The sequence below is a fragment of the Ekhidna sp. genome (assembly GCF_965221965.1).
Lineage (GTDB): Bacteria > Bacteroidota > Bacteroidia > Cytophagales > Cyclobacteriaceae > Ekhidna.
The window spans coordinates 2,654,542-2,673,551 of sequence record NZ_OZ244926.1; the positions used below are offsets into that span (position 1 = coordinate 2,654,542).

The 19,010-nt window shown below is 41.3% G+C and carries 20 protein-coding genes and 1 riboswitch; of the genes, 7 read left to right on the top strand and 13 right to left on the bottom strand.

Going from position 1 to position 19,010, the window contains the following annotated elements:
- Positions 1-7: 7 nt before the first annotated feature.
- The 3 genes from ACOQON_RS12500 to ACOQON_RS12510 all read left to right on the top strand — a co-directional run bounded on the left by ACOQON_RS12500 (position 8) and on the right by ACOQON_RS12510 (position 3,972).
- A complete protein-coding gene (locus tag ACOQON_RS12500) occupies positions 8-343 on the top strand; it encodes a MerR family transcriptional regulator (RefSeq protein WP_420575755.1) in 336 nt (111 codons plus the stop codon).
- 3 nt (positions 344-346) lie between these two features.
- Complete coding sequence (gene dprA, locus ACOQON_RS12505) at positions 347-1,441, top strand: DNA-processing protein DprA (RefSeq protein ID WP_420575756.1); 1,095 nt, start codon at positions 347-349, stop codon at positions 1,439-1,441.
- A gap of 128 nt (positions 1,442-1,569) precedes the next feature.
- Positions 1,570-3,972, top strand: a complete 2,403-nt coding sequence (locus ACOQON_RS12510) for an FtsX-like permease family protein (protein WP_420575757.1) — start codon at positions 1,570-1,572, stop codon at positions 3,970-3,972.
- Positions 3,973-3,983: 11 nt separating this feature from the next.
- Here ACOQON_RS12510 and ACOQON_RS12515 read toward each other — a convergent pair whose 3' ends face one another.
- On the bottom strand, positions 3,984-4,829 hold the full coding sequence (locus ACOQON_RS12515) for a hydroxymethylglutaryl-CoA lyase (protein ID WP_420575758.1): 846 nt from the start codon (positions 4,827-4,829) through the stop codon (positions 3,984-3,986).
- Positions 4,830-4,882: 53 nt separating this feature from the next.
- Here ACOQON_RS12515 and ACOQON_RS12520 point away from each other — a divergent pair, with 53 nt between their 5' ends.
- Positions 4,883-5,263: a hypothetical protein gene (locus tag ACOQON_RS12520; RefSeq protein WP_420575759.1), complete on the top strand. Its 381-nt coding sequence runs from the start codon at positions 4,883-4,885 to the stop codon at positions 5,261-5,263.
- A gap of 3 nt (positions 5,264-5,266) precedes the next feature.
- Here ACOQON_RS12520 and metF read toward each other — a convergent pair whose 3' ends face one another.
- The 5 genes from metF to ACOQON_RS12545 are packed head-to-tail and all read right to left on the bottom strand — an operon-like array spanning position 5,267 to position 10,726.
- Positions 5,267-6,220, bottom strand: a complete 954-nt coding sequence (metF, locus tag ACOQON_RS12525; RefSeq protein WP_420575760.1) for a methylenetetrahydrofolate reductase [NAD(P)H] — start codon at positions 6,218-6,220, stop codon at positions 5,267-5,269.
- A 33-nt stretch (positions 6,221-6,253) separates the two neighbouring features.
- Positions 6,254-6,622, bottom strand: a complete 369-nt coding sequence (locus ACOQON_RS12530) for a four helix bundle protein (protein WP_420575761.1) — start codon at positions 6,620-6,622, stop codon at positions 6,254-6,256.
- A gap of 22 nt (positions 6,623-6,644) precedes the next feature.
- Positions 6,645-9,341, bottom strand: coding sequence for a methionine synthase (metH, locus tag ACOQON_RS12535; RefSeq protein ID WP_420575762.1), 2,697 nt, complete (start codon positions 9,339-9,341; stop codon positions 6,645-6,647).
- The gene (locus ACOQON_RS12540) at positions 9,338-9,691 is read right to left on the bottom strand and encodes a four helix bundle protein (protein ID WP_420575763.1); all 354 of its coding nucleotides are present in this window, start codon (positions 9,689-9,691) and stop codon (positions 9,338-9,340) included. The genes metH and ACOQON_RS12540 overlap by 4 nt, the downstream gene beginning before the upstream one ends.
- A gap of 6 nt (positions 9,692-9,697) precedes the next feature.
- Complete coding sequence (locus ACOQON_RS12545) at positions 9,698-10,726, bottom strand: homocysteine S-methyltransferase family protein (RefSeq protein ID WP_420575764.1); 1,029 nt, start codon at positions 10,724-10,726, stop codon at positions 9,698-9,700.
- A gap of 46 nt (positions 10,727-10,772) precedes the next feature.
- Positions 10,773-10,884, bottom strand: a riboswitch (SAM riboswitch).
- Between the two features lie 59 nt (positions 10,885-10,943).
- Between ACOQON_RS12545 and ACOQON_RS12550 the strand changes: the two genes are divergently transcribed.
- The gene (locus ACOQON_RS12550; protein ID WP_420575765.1) at positions 10,944-11,849 is read left to right on the top strand and encodes a Ppx/GppA phosphatase family protein; all 906 of its coding nucleotides are present in this window, start codon (positions 10,944-10,946) and stop codon (positions 11,847-11,849) included.
- Positions 11,850-12,065: 216 nt separating this feature from the next.
- Here the strand turns inward: ACOQON_RS12550 and ACOQON_RS12555 are convergent, their stop codons facing one another.
- The 6 genes from ACOQON_RS12555 to ACOQON_RS12580 form a co-directional block, all read right to left on the bottom strand.
- Positions 12,066-12,797, bottom strand: a complete 732-nt coding sequence (locus tag ACOQON_RS12555) for a hypothetical protein (RefSeq protein ID WP_420575766.1) — start codon at positions 12,795-12,797, stop codon at positions 12,066-12,068.
- Positions 12,798-12,944: 147 nt separating this feature from the next.
- Entirely contained in the window at positions 12,945-13,169 is a 225-nt protein-coding gene (locus ACOQON_RS12560; protein WP_420575767.1) for a hypothetical protein, read from the bottom strand.
- Positions 13,166-13,885 (bottom strand): N-formylglutamate amidohydrolase, encoded by a 720-nt coding sequence (locus tag ACOQON_RS12565; RefSeq protein WP_420575768.1) that lies wholly within the window; start codon positions 13,883-13,885, stop codon positions 13,166-13,168. The genes ACOQON_RS12560 and ACOQON_RS12565 overlap by 4 nt, the downstream gene beginning before the upstream one ends.
- Positions 13,861-15,120: a carboxylate-amine ligase gene (locus ACOQON_RS12570; protein ID WP_420575769.1), complete on the bottom strand. Its 1,260-nt coding sequence runs from the start codon at positions 15,118-15,120 to the stop codon at positions 13,861-13,863. The genes ACOQON_RS12565 and ACOQON_RS12570 overlap by 25 nt, the downstream gene beginning before the upstream one ends.
- A gap of 4 nt (positions 15,121-15,124) precedes the next feature.
- A complete protein-coding gene (locus ACOQON_RS12575; protein WP_420575770.1) occupies positions 15,125-16,570 on the bottom strand; it encodes a RimK family protein in 1,446 nt (481 codons plus the stop codon).
- Positions 16,548-17,279 carry a C39 family peptidase gene (locus ACOQON_RS12580; RefSeq protein WP_420578691.1) on the bottom strand — a complete coding sequence of 244 codons (732 nt, stop codon included), beginning with the start codon at positions 17,277-17,279 and terminating at the stop codon, positions 16,548-16,550. Before ACOQON_RS12580 ends, ACOQON_RS12575 begins: the two co-directional genes overlap by 23 nt.
- Positions 17,280-17,332: 53 nt before the next feature.
- Between ACOQON_RS12580 and ACOQON_RS12585 the strand changes: the two genes are divergently transcribed.
- The gene (locus tag ACOQON_RS12585; protein WP_420575771.1) at positions 17,333-17,902 is read left to right on the top strand and encodes an RNA polymerase sigma factor; all 570 of its coding nucleotides are present in this window, start codon (positions 17,333-17,335) and stop codon (positions 17,900-17,902) included.
- A 51-nt stretch (positions 17,903-17,953) separates the two neighbouring features.
- Positions 17,954-18,157: a hypothetical protein gene (locus ACOQON_RS12590; protein ID WP_420575772.1), complete on the top strand. Its 204-nt coding sequence runs from the start codon at positions 17,954-17,956 to the stop codon at positions 18,155-18,157.
- Here ACOQON_RS12590 and ACOQON_RS12595 read toward each other — a convergent pair.
- Positions 18,154-18,948 carry an RMD1 family protein gene (locus ACOQON_RS12595; RefSeq protein ID WP_420575773.1) on the bottom strand — a complete coding sequence of 265 codons (795 nt, stop codon included), beginning with the start codon at positions 18,946-18,948 and terminating at the stop codon, positions 18,154-18,156. The genes ACOQON_RS12590 and ACOQON_RS12595 overlap by 4 nt on opposite strands.
- Positions 18,949-19,010 lie beyond the last annotated feature (62 nt).

The window sequence follows — 19,010 nt, forward strand, 5'->3', positions numbered from 1 at the left end:
ACCAACCGTGCCCTACAAGGAAAAGGAAATCGAAAAGAAGTACTACACCATCGGTGAGGTAGCCGATGAATTGGGTGTAGCGACTTCTCTTATTCGTTTCTGGGAGGGCGAGTTTGATAACATCAAGCCGAAGAAGAACCGAAAAGGTAACAGGCAATTCACCAAAGACGACCTCCAAAATGTCAAACTGATTTATCACCTGGTGAAGGAAAAGGGTTATACCCTGCAGGGTGCAAGAGACTTTATTTCCAATGGCGGAGAAGCTGCCTCTGATAAAATGGAGATGATAGAGTCGCTCAAAAGAATCAGAAAATTCCTCACAGATCTTAAGCAAGAGCTATAATTCATGTCAGAGGAGTTGGTTTTCCAGATTGCACTGGAGCTAATTCCAGGTATTGGTAACAGAGGCACAAAGCAGCTGATGAGCTACTGTGGATCTGCCACTGAAGTCTTTAGAGCTTCAAAAAGTAAACTCCTCAAAATTCCCGGTGTTGGTGAAAAAATGGCTGAAGTCATTAAACAGGCCAGTCCATTCAAAGAAGCAGAAGCCATTCTAAAATCGGCAGAAAATATTGGAGCAGAAGTGCTTCATTATACCAATTCAGATTTTCCCAACAGGCTGAAGCAGGCTCCCGACTCACCCAACATCATTTATAAAAAAGGTGCTGGTGATTTGAATCCCAGAAAGACCATTGCGGTTGTTGGTACACGAAAAGCCACAGAATATGGCAAGAGTATAACAGACAAAATAGTAGGTGACTTAGCCACCCTCAATGTGACTGTCATCAGTGGCTTGGCGTACGGAATTGACATCCAAGCTCATAAAGCAAGCCTGAACAATAACACGCCTACCCTTGCAATATTGGCAGGAGGACTGGATCGGATCTACCCATCCATACATAAAAAGTATGCTGAGCAGATGCAGGAAACCGGAGCAATTATCTCCGAATGTATCCCGGGAACCAAACCGGATCCACACCTTTTTCCGGCTCGTAACCGGATCATCGCCGGGATGGCAGATGCCACTATCGTTGTGGAGGCTGCAGCGAAAGGTGGTGCATTGATTACAGCAAATATTGCAGACTCGTACAATCGGCTCGTTTTCGCCGTGCCCGGAGATGTGGGGCATACCTACTCTGAAGGCACTAATAAACTCATCGCCACACAACGAGCATTGATCTACACAGGTTTAGAGGACCTTGTATATCATTTAAACTGGGATGTGGATAGTCAGGATGACGCTCCGAAAGTAATGCCGGAGCTTAGTGAGCCGGAGCAATCGATTTATGAATTATTGAACAAAAATCGTTTTCCTCTTGAAATCGACTTGATTGCCATGAAAACCCAGGTCCCCATCAATCAGGTTGCTTCTCACCTACTCAGCTTAGAGTTTAAGAATCTTGTAAAGAGCATGCCGGGGAAGAAGTTTGGAGTGGTTTAATGTTCAGTTTTTCGTCCGAATTCGAACATTAAAATTGAATGGAATTTCTGTAAGTAATTGATAATCTGTCACTTTTCACTTATGGCATAGTATTGTTAATAGTTTCAATAACCAAAACGCAACTAACTATGCTTAAAAACTTCATCATTACTTCTTTCAGAACATTCAGTCGAAATAAAACCTATTTCGGACTTGGACTGGTTGGGTTATCATTAGGCATTTCATGTGTCATTGCTATTTATACCATTGTCAATTTCAATTCAAACTTTGATACACATCAAAAGGATCGTGATCAATTCTACCGTATCGTAGGAGATTATCACATTGGCGATGAATCGGGAACAACGGCAACTGTACCTCATCCATTAGCCAAAGGATTGAGAGAGGAGCTATCAGATGTAATCGCTATCTCCAACCTTTTCATGCTGAATGATCAGGTGAATATTCCATTGCCTGATGATCAACTCAAGAAGATCAGGCAGGAAAAGATGGGGTTTGTGCAGTCAGACGCTTTTGACATCCTGACCTTTGATTGGACCGTGGGTGGTCCTGAGTCTTTCGGACCGGATCAGGTTTATCTATCCGAATCAACAGCAAAGAAGTTTTTCGATGTTAATTCTGATTTCCAATCAACAATCGGACGAACCATCATCATTGGGAATAAACACACATTAAGAGTTGCTGGGATCTACAAAGACTTCCCAAGAAAGACAGATTTCCCATTTACCATGATAGCCAGCTACGAAAAGCAAGAGGGACTAAATCCGTACTTCGGACCAGAAATCTGGGGAAGGCTGAATGGAGGCACACAATGCATTTTGAAAATACATAAAGATGCCGATCCAGTCCTGGTGCAGCAGAATATAAATGCAGCCTTTAAGAAACACAATGTCATTGATGGATACACCCTGAGATTACAGTCACTGGATGCCATCCATATTGAGCCAATACAGAACTATAGCGGGATTTCATTTGAAAATCACTATAAAATCTTATCCTACAGCATTGCTGTTTTCCTGGCGATGATTGGTGCCATTAACTTCATTAATCTATCAACAGCAAGAGCAATCAAGCGTGCAAAAGAGGTAGGGATAAGAAAAGTGATGGGAAGCCAGCGAATCCAGCTTATTGCCCAGTTCATGATGGAAAGCCTGGTAATTGTTTTGTTCTCACTACTTATCGGTTTTGGCCTTGCAGATCAAATTCTTAGGCTATTTGGTACCATTGGATTCGAAATTAGTATAGCAGAAGTAGCTCTTATGGATTGGGTCATTTTCTCATCTGTTGTAGTTGTTGGCATGACACTTTTTTCAGGATTCTACCCTGCCTTGATTTTATCTGGATTCTCTCCTCTTAACGCAATCAAAACCCGAGTTTCTAATATCGATCGACAAAGTAAAGTCCCCCTAAGAAAAATGTTAGTGGGTGTGCAATTTAGCTTCTCTATTTTATTGATCATCAGTGCGACTGTCATTTTTTCTCAGATGAAATACATGAAAAGTTTTGACATGGGCTTTAAGAGTGACGACATCATTAGCATGACGTTTCCTGAGCCTGATTTTGAAAAACAACACCGTCTTCAAATGCTCATGGAAGCTGAACCAGAGATCTCAGGAGCTTCACTAAATCTGGGTAGTCCGGTTGCCAGAACAAATAACACGGATAAATATTTTAATCCGGAATATAGCAATGAAGAGCTGATCACATTCAACTCGAAAAGTATTGATGAGAAGTACCTCGACTTATTCGATATTCAATTGATCAGTGGAAGAAACATAAGCGCCCAGGATCCTGATGGAAATGTTTTGGTGACTGAGAAAGCGCTGGAAAAACTTAAGCTCGGAAACGCACAAGAAGCGCTTGGAAAAACCATTGAGGCTAGCTGGGGCGGAAAGTTCAAAATCGTGGGTGTGGTAGATGATTTCATGGTTCGTTCCTTAGCTGATGAACAAACTCCCGTGATGCTAGGGTATCGAAAAGATGGGTTTTATGAGCTAGCAATAAATATCTCTGACTATGGAAAAGAAGATATGCAGGCTACCTTAAAGAAGGTTGAATCAATTTGGGATCAGGTGTACCCCAATCTGCTGATTCAGTATGATTTTTTGGATGAGCAGATTAAAAACAGGTATCGATTTCAAGAAGTGATTTCTAAATCGACCAGCTTCTTTGTGGTGATTGCATTGATCATCACGGTATTGGGCCTATATGGACTCATTGATTATATGGCCAATGCCAAGAAAAAGGAAATCGGAATAAGAAAGGTAGTAGGTGCTGAAGTCATGCAGATCATTCGAATTTTTCTCAAAGAAGTAATGATTATACTCACTATTGCGTTTCTTATTGCTGCTTCAGCTGGATATTGGCTAATGAATCAATGGCTAAATGGATTTGAATACCGTATCACCTTTGGCTGGGAGATCATTGCTGTAGCACTTGGTTCCATCCTCCTAATTGCGATGATGACCATGGGTTATCGATCTTATGCTGCGGCCACAATCAACCCGGTGGACGTACTGAAGGACGAATAAAAAACACACAACTAGCCAAATACTGAAGGGGCCATATTCATGGCTCCTTCAAATTCTTCCTTATTAATGCCTGTTTCAACGTTATTTTCATTGAGCCAGGAAAGCATCACTTCAGTGGCCATGTTGCCAGTAAGGTCGTCTTTAGCCATAGGACAGCCACCAAATCCTTTGATCGCTCCATCCATTCTACGGCATCCAGCCTCATAAGCTGCCTTTACTTTTTCTTTGATGGTTTCGGGTGTCGAATGTAAATGAGCGCCAAACTCAATATGCGGGAATTTAGGAATCAATGTCTCGAATAGGTTGGTGATATTTTTTGGTTCGGAAACCCCAATCGTATCTGCCAAAGAAATAATTTGAACTTCCATCTTGTCTAGACGATCCACAAACTCGCCCACATAATCCATTTCATACGGATCTCCATAAGGATTACCAAAACCCATCGATAAATACACCACTAAAATTTTCTCGTGATCATCCGCCAGCTCCTGCATTTCAGAGAGATCATTGAAAGCATCGTTGATCGTTCGGTTGGTATTGCGCTGCTGAAAAGTTTCAGAAAGGGATAGTGGATATCCCAGGTATTGGATTTCATCATATTGACATGCATCCTTCGCGCCCCGAATGTTCGCCACAATAGCCAACAATTTCGATTGTGTTTCTGACAGGTTCAGGCCCTCTAACACCTCTGCCGTATCCCGCATCTGAGGAATGGCCTTTGGAGAAACGAAGCTTCCGAAATCAATGGTATCAAACCCCACTTTAAGCAGTTGATTAATATAATTGATCTTAGTCGCAGTAGGTATAAAGTCGTGCAGGCCCTGCATGGCGTCTCTGGGGCATTCGATGATTTTCATTTAATGTCTTTTGGTACGGGATTTGAATTAGATCAAAGAAATAAACTAATCCTATGATTAAAAAATTCTCTATCACCCTGTTAACCATATTTACGATATCATGCTCTGCAGATGATCCTGTAAGTCTTGCATTTACGCCCCCGAAATGTACCATAATCAGTAATTCAAATTTTTCAGAGGGTAAATACGGACATCTGGCAAAAAGCTACACTGTAAAAAATATAGGTAAACCAACTGCGTTTCATGTCCAACTTAAAGTCAAACTCAAATCAGGCAATCATATCATTGAGGAGGATGTTGGTTTTTTTGGAACGTTGAATTCAGGAGAATCCAGAACAGAAGAATTACTATTTGATGTGGATCGCGGTGAATTCACAATTGAAGAAACAAAGTTGGCGTGGCTGGATGCAGATAATAGATATCATGAGAAATAGCGATCAAAAAAACTCCTTTGCTATCCGGTGGATGGCGTCTGATTTTCCCATGCTATAAAAGTGGATCACCGGGGCACCTTTTTCAATCAGCTCGCGACACTGCTGAATTCCCCATTCAATACCTAGCTCTTTGACGTCAGCATTGTCTTTGCACTTGGTGATCGCCTGCTCCAATTCATCCGGTAAATCAATCTTAAAAATATTTGGAAGTATTGTGAGGTGCCTTTTTACCGCGACGGGTTTGATACCAGGTATAATTGGCACATCAATACCAATGGCTCTGCAGTCATCCACGAATTTGAAATAAGCTTTATTGTCAAAGAACATTTGGGTGACGATGTATTCTGCCCCCAGTTCCACTTTCTTCTTTAGCCACTTCAAATCAAAATTCATATTGGGCGCTTCGAAGTGCTTTTCCGGATAGCCGGCCACCCCAATACAGAAGTTAGACGGTATAGCATTTTGTAACTCTTCATCCAGGTACTCCCCTTTGTTCATATCGGAGATTTGCTCCACCAAGTCCGAGGCATACGCATTCCCATCCGGCTCAGGCTTGAATTCTCTCTCTGATTTAATATTATCACCGCGAAGAGCAAGGACATTGTCAATTCCCAGAAAATTCAAATCAATCAATGCATTCTCCGTTTCCTCTTTCGAGAAACCTCCGCAGATTATGTGGGGAACCGCATCGATGTGATAGTGATTTTGAATAGCAGCACAAATTCCAACCGTGCCCGGTCGTTTTTTGATGCTTCGCTTTTCAAGCAATCCATTTTCTCGCTCCTTATAGACAAACTCCTCCCGATGATAGGTCACATCAATGAATGGAGGCTTAAACTCCATCAATGGGTCAATTTGATCAAAAAGGTTCTTGATGCTATCCCCTTTTTTCGGAGGAATGATCTCCAAAGAAAAAAGAGTACTATCTGCGTTTGCAATATGTTCGGTTACTTTCATTTCAAAGGTTAAGTTAGTTCTAAGTACTAGGTGTTAGAGTTTGGTTCGGAGGTATTTAATAAAGCCTAAAGTTTGATGTTTGCTCTTCTTCAAAGTTTCAATTGCTTTTGATTTATCAGGTTCAGAAATGAATCCCAATTCAAAGTATAACAATAGCATACTATGAACTTCATCTAAAGATGCAGTTGAAATATTCAGAAATCGAATAAATTCCTTATTGGAGAATCTACCAAAGCCCTCCGCAATATTGTTCATTGATGAAAGTGCCGCTCTTTTTAGCTGGTCTTTTGCAAAGAATTCATTTTTGAATTTTGTATCATCACAAATTTTATAAATCTGTATTGTTAGTTCCTTTGCTGATTTCCAGCAATCAAGATCTTCAAATGATTCTACTTTGGCCATAACATTAGCACTTTAACACATCTCAACTTTCGTAACTTAGGTTCGGAGCAAGCCACCTCTCAACTTCCTCTACTTTCATTTGTTTTCGAGCTGCATAGTCTTCAACCTGATCTTTGCTAATCTTACCTAACCCAAAATATTTTGAATCCGGATGTGAAAAATAAAATCCACTGACTGAAGAGGCGGGATACATCGCATAAGAATCTGTTAATGTAATACCTGTATTTTTCTCTACCCCCAGTAAGGCAAACAGCGTTCGCTTTTCCGTGTGATCGGGACAAGCCGGGTAGCCGGGTGCAGGACGAATACCCTGGTATTTTTCCTTGATCAAGTCCTCATTGGACCACTTTTCATCAGCAGCATAGCCCCACAGTTCCTTCCTCACTTTTTCATGCATCAGCTCGGCAAAAGCTTCTGCCAATCGATCCGCCAATGCTTTCACCATGATCTCCTTATAGTCGTCATGCTCGGCTCTATATTTTTCAATCAGCGCCTCAATCCCAATTCCGGCAGTCACTGCAAACCCTCCCATATAATCACGTTGATTTGGATCTAAGAAGTCCGCCAATGAAAGGTTGGGCACACCAGGAGCTTTCTTTCCTTGCTGCCTTAAAAAATGGAATTGGTGATCATGTCCAACGACCTGAACATCATCCCCTTCTCTACTTACTTCGAAAAGACCCACCACTCCTCTTGCTTTAAGTGATCGATTTTTGATGATCGCACCAAGCATGGATTGAGCATCATTAAACAGCTTCTTCGCTTCATCACCCACCGTTGGATTTTCAAGAATCTTCGGATACTTTCCTTTCAACATCCAGGTAGAAAAGAAAGGAGTCCAGTCGATATACTGTCTAATTTCAGCTAAGTCGTAATCCTCAAATACAGTAATTCCAGGGTGTTTCGGTCGATCGACAGAATGATCTGACCAATCGATTGGAGCCGGATTTGATTTTGCACTAGCATAGGAAATATAGCTTTTAGCCTCCGTTCGGGATGCATGTCCGGCGGCCAGCTCTTCGTATTCCGATTTTATTTGTTTGCTGTAGTCGGCAGCTTTATCACTCAATAAACTTGTTGAGACACCCACACTTTTTGAAGCATCCAACACATGAACGACTGTCTGATCATATTTTGGCGCAATCTTTACGGCCGTATGAATTCGTGATGTGGTAGCGCCTCCAATTAATAAAGGGGTCTTCATTTTACGCCTGCTCATCTCCTCAGCGACGATCACCATCTCATCCAACGATGGAGTGATTAATCCACTCAAACCGATGATATCCGCTCCGATCTCCTCCGCCCGATCCAGTATTTTATCGGCAGGCACCATCACGCCCATATCTTCAATATCAAAGTTGTTGCAAGCCATGACCACACCTACGATATTCTTACCTATATCATGCACATCCCCTTTTACAGTAGCAAGAAGCACTTTTCCTTTCGTATTTCCTGAAGCTTTTTCTTTTTCCAGGTAGGGAGTGAGATAAGCGACAGACTTCTTCATCACCCGGGCACTTTTTACCACTTGTGGTAAAAACATTTTTCCACTGCCAAAAAGATCACCGACTATGTTCATCCCATCCATTAGCGGACCCTCGATGACCTTAAGTGGACTTTGATATTTAACCCTTGCCTCCTCCGTATCGTCTTCTATAAAATCAATAATTCCTTTTATGAGCGCATGGGACAAACGATCTTCAACAGATGCCTCTCTCCAACTTAGATCCTCTACTTTCTTTTTGCCCTCACCTTTGACGTTCTCAGCAAAAGCAAGTAGCCTTTCCGTGGCATCCTCTCTTCGATTTAGCAGCACATCTTCCACATGTTCCAGCAAGTCTTTTGGGATTTCATCATATACCTCGATCATCCCCGCATTGACAATCCCCATGTCCATACCGGCTTTAATGCCATGATAGAGAAATGCAGAGTGCATTGCTTCCCTAACCACATTATTACCACGAAAAGAGAAAGAGACATTGCTTACCCCTCCACTCACTTTGGCGCCATGCAGGTTTTCCTTGATCCATTTGGTTGCATTAAAGAAATCTACAGCGTTATTGTTATGCTCAGCTATACCAGTTGCAACAGGAAAAATATTAGGATCAAAAATGATATCCTGGGGTGGAAAATGGACTTTTTCCGTAAGTATTTGGTAGCAGCGTCTGCATATTTCAATTCTTCGCTCGAATGTATCAGCCTGTCCTTTTTCATCAAAGGCCATTATCACAACCGCGGCTCCATATCGCTTGACCTTCCTGGCCTGCTCAATAAACTCTTCCTCACCGCCCTTCAGACTAATAGAGTTGACAACTCCCTTACCTTGAATACATTGAAGTCCGGCTTCAATGATCTCCCACTTCGAAGAATCGACCATGATAGGGATTCTGGCAATCTCCGGTTCGGAAGCAATCAGGTTAAGAAATTTGACCATCGCTTTTTTACCGTCGAGCATGCCTTCATCCATATTCACATCCAGAATTTGAGCCCCTCCCCGAACCTGATCCAAAGCAACCTCTAATGCTTCGTCGTATTTATCTTCTGCAATGAGCCTGGCAAAACGTTTAGATCCGGTGACATTGGTTCGTTCACCGACATTGACGAAGTTGGTGTGTTCCGTAACTATTAGTGGCTCTAAGCCTGAAAGAATCAATGGCTTCATTTCATGGATCAACGGTTTTCCGTCGACAGTCGACTGATTTGTTGTTGACTCACTCATCTCAACCCCTTCTTTAAAGCCTGAATCATTACAATAATTTCTTCAACTTCTTTATAAAATCGATCAAAGTCCTGCTCTGAAATAATACTTCTTCTTTGACCAACATATAAGCATGAAATCACTTCAATGCCGGATCGCTGAGCATACCCAAGAAACTTAGCAAATTCCTTATTTGATTGTCCGGTAGAACCTTCCGCAATGTTTAAGCAGATTGAATCAGTAGCTCTTTTTATCTGTGATGTAAGTATAAAGCGTTCATCGGATGGAAACGTTTTGGTAAGCTCATCAATATCACCTGTCAACACTAGGGCTCTTTGCCAAACTCTTAAATTTTCAAACTTGAATGCCATAATTGTTTAGTGAACGGTTAATCTGCTGACAGTCGACTGTTGACTGCCAACAATTCTTGGTTTATACTTTGCAGCCAGATCAGCTATCGCACCTATATGCTCGGGTGTAGTCCCACAACAACCTCCAATGATGTTGACCAGGCCTTCTTCCAGAAATGCCTTGATCTGTTCTGCCATCATCTCAGGTGTTTCATCATACTGGCCAAATTCATTGGGCAAACCAGCGTTTGGATGTGCGCTGACGAAAAAGTCTGATTTATCTGCGAGCACTTTCAAATATGGTCTGAGCTGAGCAGCTCCGAGTGCACAATTCAGACCCACACTTAGTAAATCCATATGTTGAATGGAGATCAGAAAAGCTTCTGTGGTTTGTCCCGAAAGTGTCCGCCCAGAAGCATCAGTGATCGTGCCCGAAACCATCACCGGAATATCCATTTTTCGTTCTTCCTTGATCTCGTCAATAGCAAACAGAGCGGCCTTCGCATTGAGTGTATCGAAAACCGTTTCAACAAGCAACATATCTACTCCTCCATCAATCAGTGCCTCTGCCTGTTGTTTATAAGCAACTCGTAACTCTTCGAATGTAATTGCTCGAAAACCGGGATCATTAACGTCCGGAGAAAGGGAGGCTGTTCGGTTGGTTGGCCCCATTGCTCCAGCCACAAACCTTGGTTTATCCGGCTCAGCTTGTGTGAATTCATCTGCTATTTCCCTGGCAATTTTTGCTGACTGATAATTCAACTCATAGACCAGACCGTCTAACCCATAATCAGCTTGCGCGATGGTTGTACTGGAAAAAGTATTCGTTTCGGCTATGTCAGCGCCCGCTTTGAAGTACTTTGAATGGATTTCTCTAATGATATCAGGGCGTGTAATGGAAAGCAGGTCATTGTTTCCTTTCAGGGATTTTTCATGATTCTTCAAAGCCTCATTCCTGAAATCATCTTCATCCAGCTTATGACGCTGAATCATCGTACCCATGGCTCCATCGAGCACCAGGATTTTTTTATGTAAAAGGTCTGTTAGTTTCTTCATTCTCTGGCTTAAAGCTTACTTACCAGAGAAAGTTCCGATTGGATTCGACTCATCTCTCCCGCAACTGCAGGATGGGAAGTAGCACCGGAAATCACACGCTGGCGATCAGGTTGCTAAGACGTCAACGGGCCCAGTCCCTCGGTCTTTCTTGATAAGTAGTGCAAATATATCAGAAATTAATTCCTCACAAATATTCAGGTATTACCTTTAGGCAACAATGAAATTAGCGGCGATAGACATAGGATCAAATGCGGTCAGGTTGCAGATTACCAAAGTGATTGAATACGAAAAAATCATCACATTTAAGAAACTGGAGTATGTCCGATTCCCCCTTCGATTAGGTCGGGATGTGTTTTCTCAGGGTCGCATTAGTGAGTTCAATGAAGAGCGCTTTTTCAAACTTATGACTGCTTACAAAAACCTCATCAATCTCTACGAGGTGGACGGCTATTATGGATGCGCCACATCAGCAATGCGCGAGTCTGAAAATGGAAAAGCCATTGTGGATCGGGTGAAGGAAGAGATGGGTCTTTCTATTGAAATTATCAGTGGAGAGCAAGAGGCAGATATGATTAATAAAGTAATCCTGCAAGGATTGGATGACGGACATTACATCCACATTGATGTGGGAGGTGGTAGCACGGAGCTCAATATTTATGAAAAGCACGAGAAGGTTTATACTCATTCGTTTAAGATAGGCTCAGTTCGAACACTGGAGGGAAGAAATGTGCCGGAAGCCTGGGATGAGATGAGGAATTGGGTGGCCAAACATGCTTTTAAAAAAGGAGAGAAAATTACGGCTGTTGGTACAGGGGGTAACATCAATAAACTTTACGAATTGTCTAACCCCGAAAAGAAAAAGCGTAAAATGTCGCTTGACACCCTAATCCGAACTCAGGAAGTTTTGAAAAATCTTTCCCTTGAAGACCGATTAAACAAACTTCAACTAAATCCGGATCGTGCAGATGTCATCATCCCTGCCTCTGATATTTACATTGAAGTAATGAAATCCGCCAAGGCAAAAAGTATCATAGTCCCTGACGTAGGGCTAAAAGATGGAATAAACTACTACCTGTACCAGGCTCACCATCCGGAAAGCGAAAAGGTCTTTGTGAAAAATTAATTCTAACCAACCTCATCACTTTCCTCTGACTCCTCCTGCTTTTTGTCATTATGAACCAAAAAACCAAAGAATATCAGAGTGAAGACAGTCGCTAATATTAAAATAACTCTTGACATAATGTTGTTTTCAATTAAGACGAGAAACTGAGAAAAGGTCACAAAAAAAGGAGAGTTTTACCCCTCCTCCTTTTCACTCATCATGCAACTTCAATCGGTGTTATTTTAGAAGTTTTTCGATGTTTTCTGCTTTTGCTCTTGCAGGAGTATGGCCCAGTTCAATGGCTTGTTTATAGTAAGCCAATGATTGTTCCAGTGTTTCTCTTTTCCGCTTAGGTGCAAATTCAATTCGAGACGCCATCAACTCCAGTCCCTCTCCTTTTGCATACAAAGTTTCCGCTTCAGAAAGTGTCAGTTTTTCATCAAGTTCAGCAACCTTATTCTCAGTCTCAGCCAATACGTTTTCATTGTAACTGAGTGACACCTGAGTATCTAACAATTGGTCTCTTGTCAATTTGACTTCATTCTCCAGACTTGTGTTTTTTGTCTTGTAGTCTTCTACGCTCATTTGAAGAATTGCGATTTGGTCACCCTGCTCAACTATTTGCTTTTTGAGTCTCTTAACCTGAATTGCATATGCAGCTCTTGTTTTTTCAAGTTCAGCAATTGTCCATTCAGCTTTCTGAGTGTACTCATTCAGGCTCTTCATTCGCTGTATGTAGTCCTCCTCATTAAGACCTGTTTCCAAATCAATTGCGATCATCTTGCGGTTTTGGTCAATCGAATCCATGTACATGCCTATCTGGCTCAATAAAGCCACGGCATACCTATGCTCCTCCACTACCTGAAGTAGTGAGTCAACTTTGCTCGTTTCTTGCAACTGAGCCTCTTTTTGCACTTTGCTACATCCAGCTATCACCAGCATGGAAATAGCCATCAATTTTAATTTCATATTCTATCGAATGCTATTAGATTGGTCGGAGAAGGTTAACCGGCAGCACGAGGATTTTCTTTCGAAACTGCCGGTATCTTATCACCTACCTAATCACATTAGTGAGACGTGGGTTTAATAAAAGGTCACAGGATTTTTCAGAAAATTTTATTGTTTGTCCGCAATCAACTCATTGATCGCTTTGATGAGAACCGCCGACCGGTCTTTGGCCGAATTTCTATCCGGTTCTTCCTGAATATCATGTAGTAAGGTTTGAATTCTGCGGTACCAATCCAAATCAGACTCTTTCTTACTTTGGTCACATTGAATGTTTTTATGTAAGGAGATCAGCTCCAGGCATTCACCGATTAAAATTTCCTCATCAATTTTCATGACATTGTAGTTTGATGAAACTCTATATTCTCTAACGTAGCTTCAAGCGATTTGTATATCGCCTCAACCATCTGTGAACCCTGATTCATTTCAGCCCATTTCTGATTGATCTCAATCTCCACTCCCATGTATTGAGGAGAGGTGAATTTCCCTCTCAAATAGGTGGTAAAACCATCATCGGATCCTTTATATGGCACATTGACCAACACATCGAAATCTGTCAGCTCCTCCTTTAATTTTTCCTGCCATTTGAAGCAAAGCTCATTTTCAGCTACTCGCTGCTCATCAAAAAGAAGAGCTACATCGATCTTCCGTTCTTTTCCCTCCCAGGTGGGTGTAAATGTATGCATAGAAATATGCAGTACCGGCTTACGAATACTATGCTGATGGATATAACTTTCAATTGCGTTCCTGTATCTAAAGTAATATTTCTGTAAAATCAGATTCTTTTCAGGTGATTTTAACTCATCAACAAATTCCGAAAAAACATGAGGGTTGCTAATGCTTCGATTGCAGTCTACGAGCAGTCTGCTGATGCGTGTTTCAAACAATTTAACTCTTAGTAGATCAGACAGCTGCTGGGCAAAGGGAAGTGCTCCTAAATCAATTCCTCTATGACTAGAAAGAACCTCCTGATCTTTAAAAAGATGCTTGTATTGCTTTGGAATTTGATTTCCGGCATGCTCACAGGTTACAAGGATATGGACGTGTCGCATGGCTCAAAAATTTTGTTCTCTTCTAGGTTTTGGCTTAGTTCCTGGTAGATCAGCTTTAAATTTTCCTTCGTGTATTGTCCGTTGGCTACTTCAAGAATACGCTTTGCCAAAGATCCATGCTCAAAAATTTGGTTTAACGGGTCTTTCCAATGAGCCATTTTCTCCGGATAGAATTTTAAACACAAATCCATGAAATGTTTCCAAATGTCTATAACCGGCATTTCTTGTTGGCTAATGCCCAAAGATTGTAAGTATGCAGGATCATCTATTACTGTATCACTGCTCTTCCTTATACACTTTTTCAGAATGTTGTAAAGTGGCTCGACTTCCCAGTTAAGCTGGTCATGATAGCTGGTGAGTTTACCATCCACAAACAATTTTATAGTATGAATAATCAACGCTAAGATGGCCAGGTCTGCTTTTGGGCTTTCCTGGATATCCAGAATTCTGATTTCGATAGAACCTCGATCAAAACGGGCGATGATTCCCCTGGAATTCACCCAAACAGGTTCCAGAATATTTTGCGGGTCGTGAGGCTTTATTTGTTTAGCAATTCTATCATAAATATGCTTTTGATATTGATGCCTGGAGGTGACTCCCTCCGGAACAACCTTACCAGTGATGCTATCAAACCTCCTCTGATTGTTTTTGTAATACACCATTCGCCTGTCGTGATATTCCGTAAAGGCACCATCAAGTATTGGTGAACTCGCCGTAAGTCCCGGTATAATAGGCAAAATAAGTCTGGCCGCCGTGTGCAGCTTAGCGAACTCCTCATCATCGTAAAAGGGCAAATTCAAATGTGTACTCTGGAGGTTAGACCACCCATGCCCCTGACAATCAAAAAGCTCGTTGTACTTTTCGTAGATTTCAGAATTACCATGTGGCCAAAGAAATGTTTCTTTTTTAGGGTTCATCCAGGGGTGTGCAGCAGTAGGCATCAATCGCGCATTAAATCGTTTAAGTCGCTGATTTACCTCTAGGATGTTTCTGTGCAAATCTTCCTCCAACTGAACAAGGTCAGCGGTGGGTGAACTGCACTTCAACTCCACCACATGAAGAACCAATTCATTAGACCAACTGACAGATCCATTCTCATACTCTTCACCATATTTGCCCAGCGCCTCTTTCAATAGCTCATCCGCAATGGGTTTTACATCGAGCGTGTCTCTATCTACAATCATGTATTCCAGTTCTATTCCATACCCCTGGAAAAGGTGTAATCTCTTGCTCATACGTTTAGTTTGATTGAACGATCTTCATTAGATGATTCATAATTCTGATGTACAGATCCATTTTATCCACCTCATCCTCAATACCGGACTCGATGCTTGGATTGTCATTAACCTCCACGATATAGAACTTCCCATCTACTTCCTTTACATCCACTCCGTAGAGTCCATTTCCAATCAATTTTGTGGCTTTTAGTGAAGTAGTGATGAGGTTTTTTGGAGCCATGTGAACAGGGATGGTTTCACTATCTCCCAGGCGATCCTTATTTGTAGACTTCCAATCGATGATCTGCCAATGGTTTTTGGCCATGTAATACTTACATACATAAATGGCTTCTCCTCCGAGTATTCCTACACGCCAATCAAACGTGGTGGGCATGAATTCCTGGGCAATCATCAAGTCGGTCTGCTGAAAATATTCTTTTAGCAGAGACGATTGCTCTTCTTTGTCCTTCACTTTTTTCACTCCTTTTGAAAAGGCACCATCAGGCTGTTTTAAAACATATGGAAACTCCATGTTCAGTGAATCGTGGTTGTTTTTTTGGATGATCACAGATTTAGGGGTGGGGATATTATTAGCTGCTAACAATTCATTCAAATACACTTTGTTTGTGCATTTCAGTATCGAGTTTGGATCATCAATAACAGCCAATCCCTCATACTCCGCCCTGCGAGCAAACCGAAAGGTGTGGTGGTTTACATTCGTCGTTTCTCTGATAAAAAGCGCATCAAATTGAGTCAGTTTTCCATAATCAGCACGTGTGATAAACTCTGTACTGAACCCTACTTTATCTGCAGCTTTAACAAACTTTTGAAGAGCTTTAGGATCAGATGGTGGATTGGGGTCATCCGGATTCACCAAAATAGCCAGATCATATTTTTTTCGCTGATAATTCTTACGAACAATCTTTTTCCCTTTCAAAAAGAGGGTCAATGCATTTATTAGTTCTTCCTTTTCGCTTTCACTCAAATCCTTTGGGTTTACCGGCTTTAGCGATTGAAGGAGCCATTTGTCTTTTTTAATAAAGATGGCTTTCAAAATCGGCATCTGATATAAGTTGAAAAGCAATTGGCTCACCTTCGTAAGCGTTTGATCAGAGCTGGATCCAAAGTAAATATTGAACTCCAGTTTTGTCTCAGTCTTTAAATCTTCGAGCTCATCCTGAATCAGCTGATCAAAATCCTGGGCGTCTTCTCTTGCCAAGTTAGGTAACTTGAAGTCCATCAAAGTAGAAGTAACAGGAAGTGATTTGTGCCCCCGTGCTTCCGCCAATAACGAGATATAGTAACCTTCTGATTGATACTGATAGCTCTTACAGAGATTGATCACTTTGATACTTTTCTGCCTGGCGTATTCTTTACTGTTGATGTATGCAGATGGAGATTCTATTTGCACTCCTTCTACTTTTATTTTTAATAGTTCCGGATTCTCAGTTATGATTAATCGCTGCATGATTAGGTTCTATGATTAAAAGGTTAGCATCATATGTTACAATACCCAGTAAAATTGCGTTAACTACCCGCTGGATATCCACTGCATAGTATTGATTGGTATCACTGATTGGATTTGGGTCCAGTGGATCTGCGATCAGTACCTTATCCTGCACTTCATCATAGTCACACAAGACTACAAAATGGCCACTTGGTTCACCCTTTGTATCATGATACATGTTTATCGCACCAATTTCCCGGGCGCTTTGATACAAATAAGTAGCACTTAAACCTGTGAGTATTGGTGTTTTGCTTCTTAAAATTGTCTTTAGCAATTCAGGACTTAACTCCTCGTAAAGAAGCTCACCGCCTGAATTAATGTATTGTTGATAAGCCTTTGTGGCTTGTCGCAGTTTTTTCGACTTCTTATACTTTGATTGTTCTTTCAGCTTTACGGAAAGGTCTACATTATTCTGAAACCAGGTAGGATCAAAAACATGCAAATTGTATGTGTAAATTTTAGCCTTATATCCACGGGGGAGAGCATGATTTGCAAGCATTACTGCTAAAGTCCCTCCTCCTTTTACCTGAGCTACCTCCTTAATCACATCGTCCAGATTGAGGAAGTCATCATAGTAATTGTAAACCGCATGCAGGCAGGTAGGCCCACAACTCTCATCAGTGGGCTGGGGTAAAATTTTGATATATTTTCGCTCATCCTGCAAAAGCATCACTGGTTATCTTTTTTATCTTGGACGAAGAATTTTGAATAAGTCACATCCTAATGAGCAATCCGTCAGATAAGCTGAGCGATGAAGAGCTAGTCCTACGCATGAAGAGTGGTGAGCATCGCTACTTTTCTGTCTTCGTGGATCGTTATGAAAAACATATTTTTAATAAATGCAGGTCTTACGTAAAGGATCAGGATGTAGCAGCCGATTTATCTCAGGAAGTTTTAATCAAAGTTTTCACGCAACTATCAAAATTTCGTCAGGAAGCTAAGCTCACGACCTGGCTCTTTAGCATCATCCATAACACATGTATCGATTACCTGCGATCCAAGAAAAAAAGCCCACATGAGGTAATCACCGAAAAACTTGCTGATGAAGTATTTGATATTGTAGATCATGACGAAGAAATATCTGAAGAGAAAACCGTTGAGATTCTCGAAAGCCTTTTGGAGCAAATGACCCCAGAAGGAAAGATGATTCTTCTTTTGAAATACAAGGAAAAGCACTCCATTCAAGACATTCAGCAGTCATTAGGGCTCTCCGAAAGTGCCGTAAAAATGCGACTGAAACGAGCCAAAGAAACAATCAACAAACTGTATGGAGAGCAGCTGAAAAAGAAATAGTCATTTGTGACTTTTTATTTGTTCCTCGTCATATTTCAGGAACAGATAAAAATGAAATCAAAGACCCCTTATTACGATCAAATCCAGCTTCTCATTAATGAAATGGATATTATTTTGGCTAACCTACAGTCAGACAGTGTAAGGAATAACGCCAACTTAAGAGATCAGGCCATGATTCGAATCAAAGAGATTCAACACAAAATCCATGACCTCAAAATCAAACGAATTGCAGCTGAGACTTCCCTGCAGGCTTAAATGAACTTACTCAGCAGGGTATCTACTACCTCAATAACAATGAGAATAATAATGATCCATTCCAGTCTACTACTTTCCCTGTGATTGTTGTAGGAAATGTAAACTTCCAGGTTATCCCCCACAATTTTGAGGGTGTTTTCCAGTGCTCTGTATCGTTGAGCCAGCTCAAAGTGATTGACCAGTTTTCTATGCAGCTGATCTAAAAATTCATCCTCCCATGCTATCTCAGGGCTATCGAGGATGTAGAGATTCTCTGCGATCGTATTTTTGGTAGACAAGGCAGTACCAATAAACCTCAGGGCCTTTCTTTTGCTAAGCAAAATGCGTCCCTTTACTCGCATCAGATCTGTATGTGTATTGATGCTTCTCAGAATCTGCTCCATCAGGATTGAATAATGGTCCAGAGCTACCGACTGAGCTAAATGAAGCATTACCATTCGGTTTACCGGATGATCAAACCTTCCGATTTTCAATTCAGCAAACCCTATTTGAATTTGGCTATCACTTAAAAACTCAACTTGTAGGTCGTCCTCTACCGGCTTCTCCTTCAAATTAATACAATAGGGAGATATTCGACCCAAAAACAATTGAATGTCTGCCGACTTCATGTTCGCAAAAACCACTACTCCATAGCTAAGCAAATACATGAATTTATCCTCCGATGTTTGATAGTATAACTCTGAGGAATTTGATGATTTCAGATGGTCAGTATGATCCTTACGAAAGGATGCCAAATCAATTTTATCAGCCAGCAAGTAAGCCGAGTAAGTAAACCCTTTTTTCTCCATCATTCCTTTGGTTTAAACATAGGACGGTGTGGAGACAAAAAGTCACTAAGCTAAAGTTCCGAGAT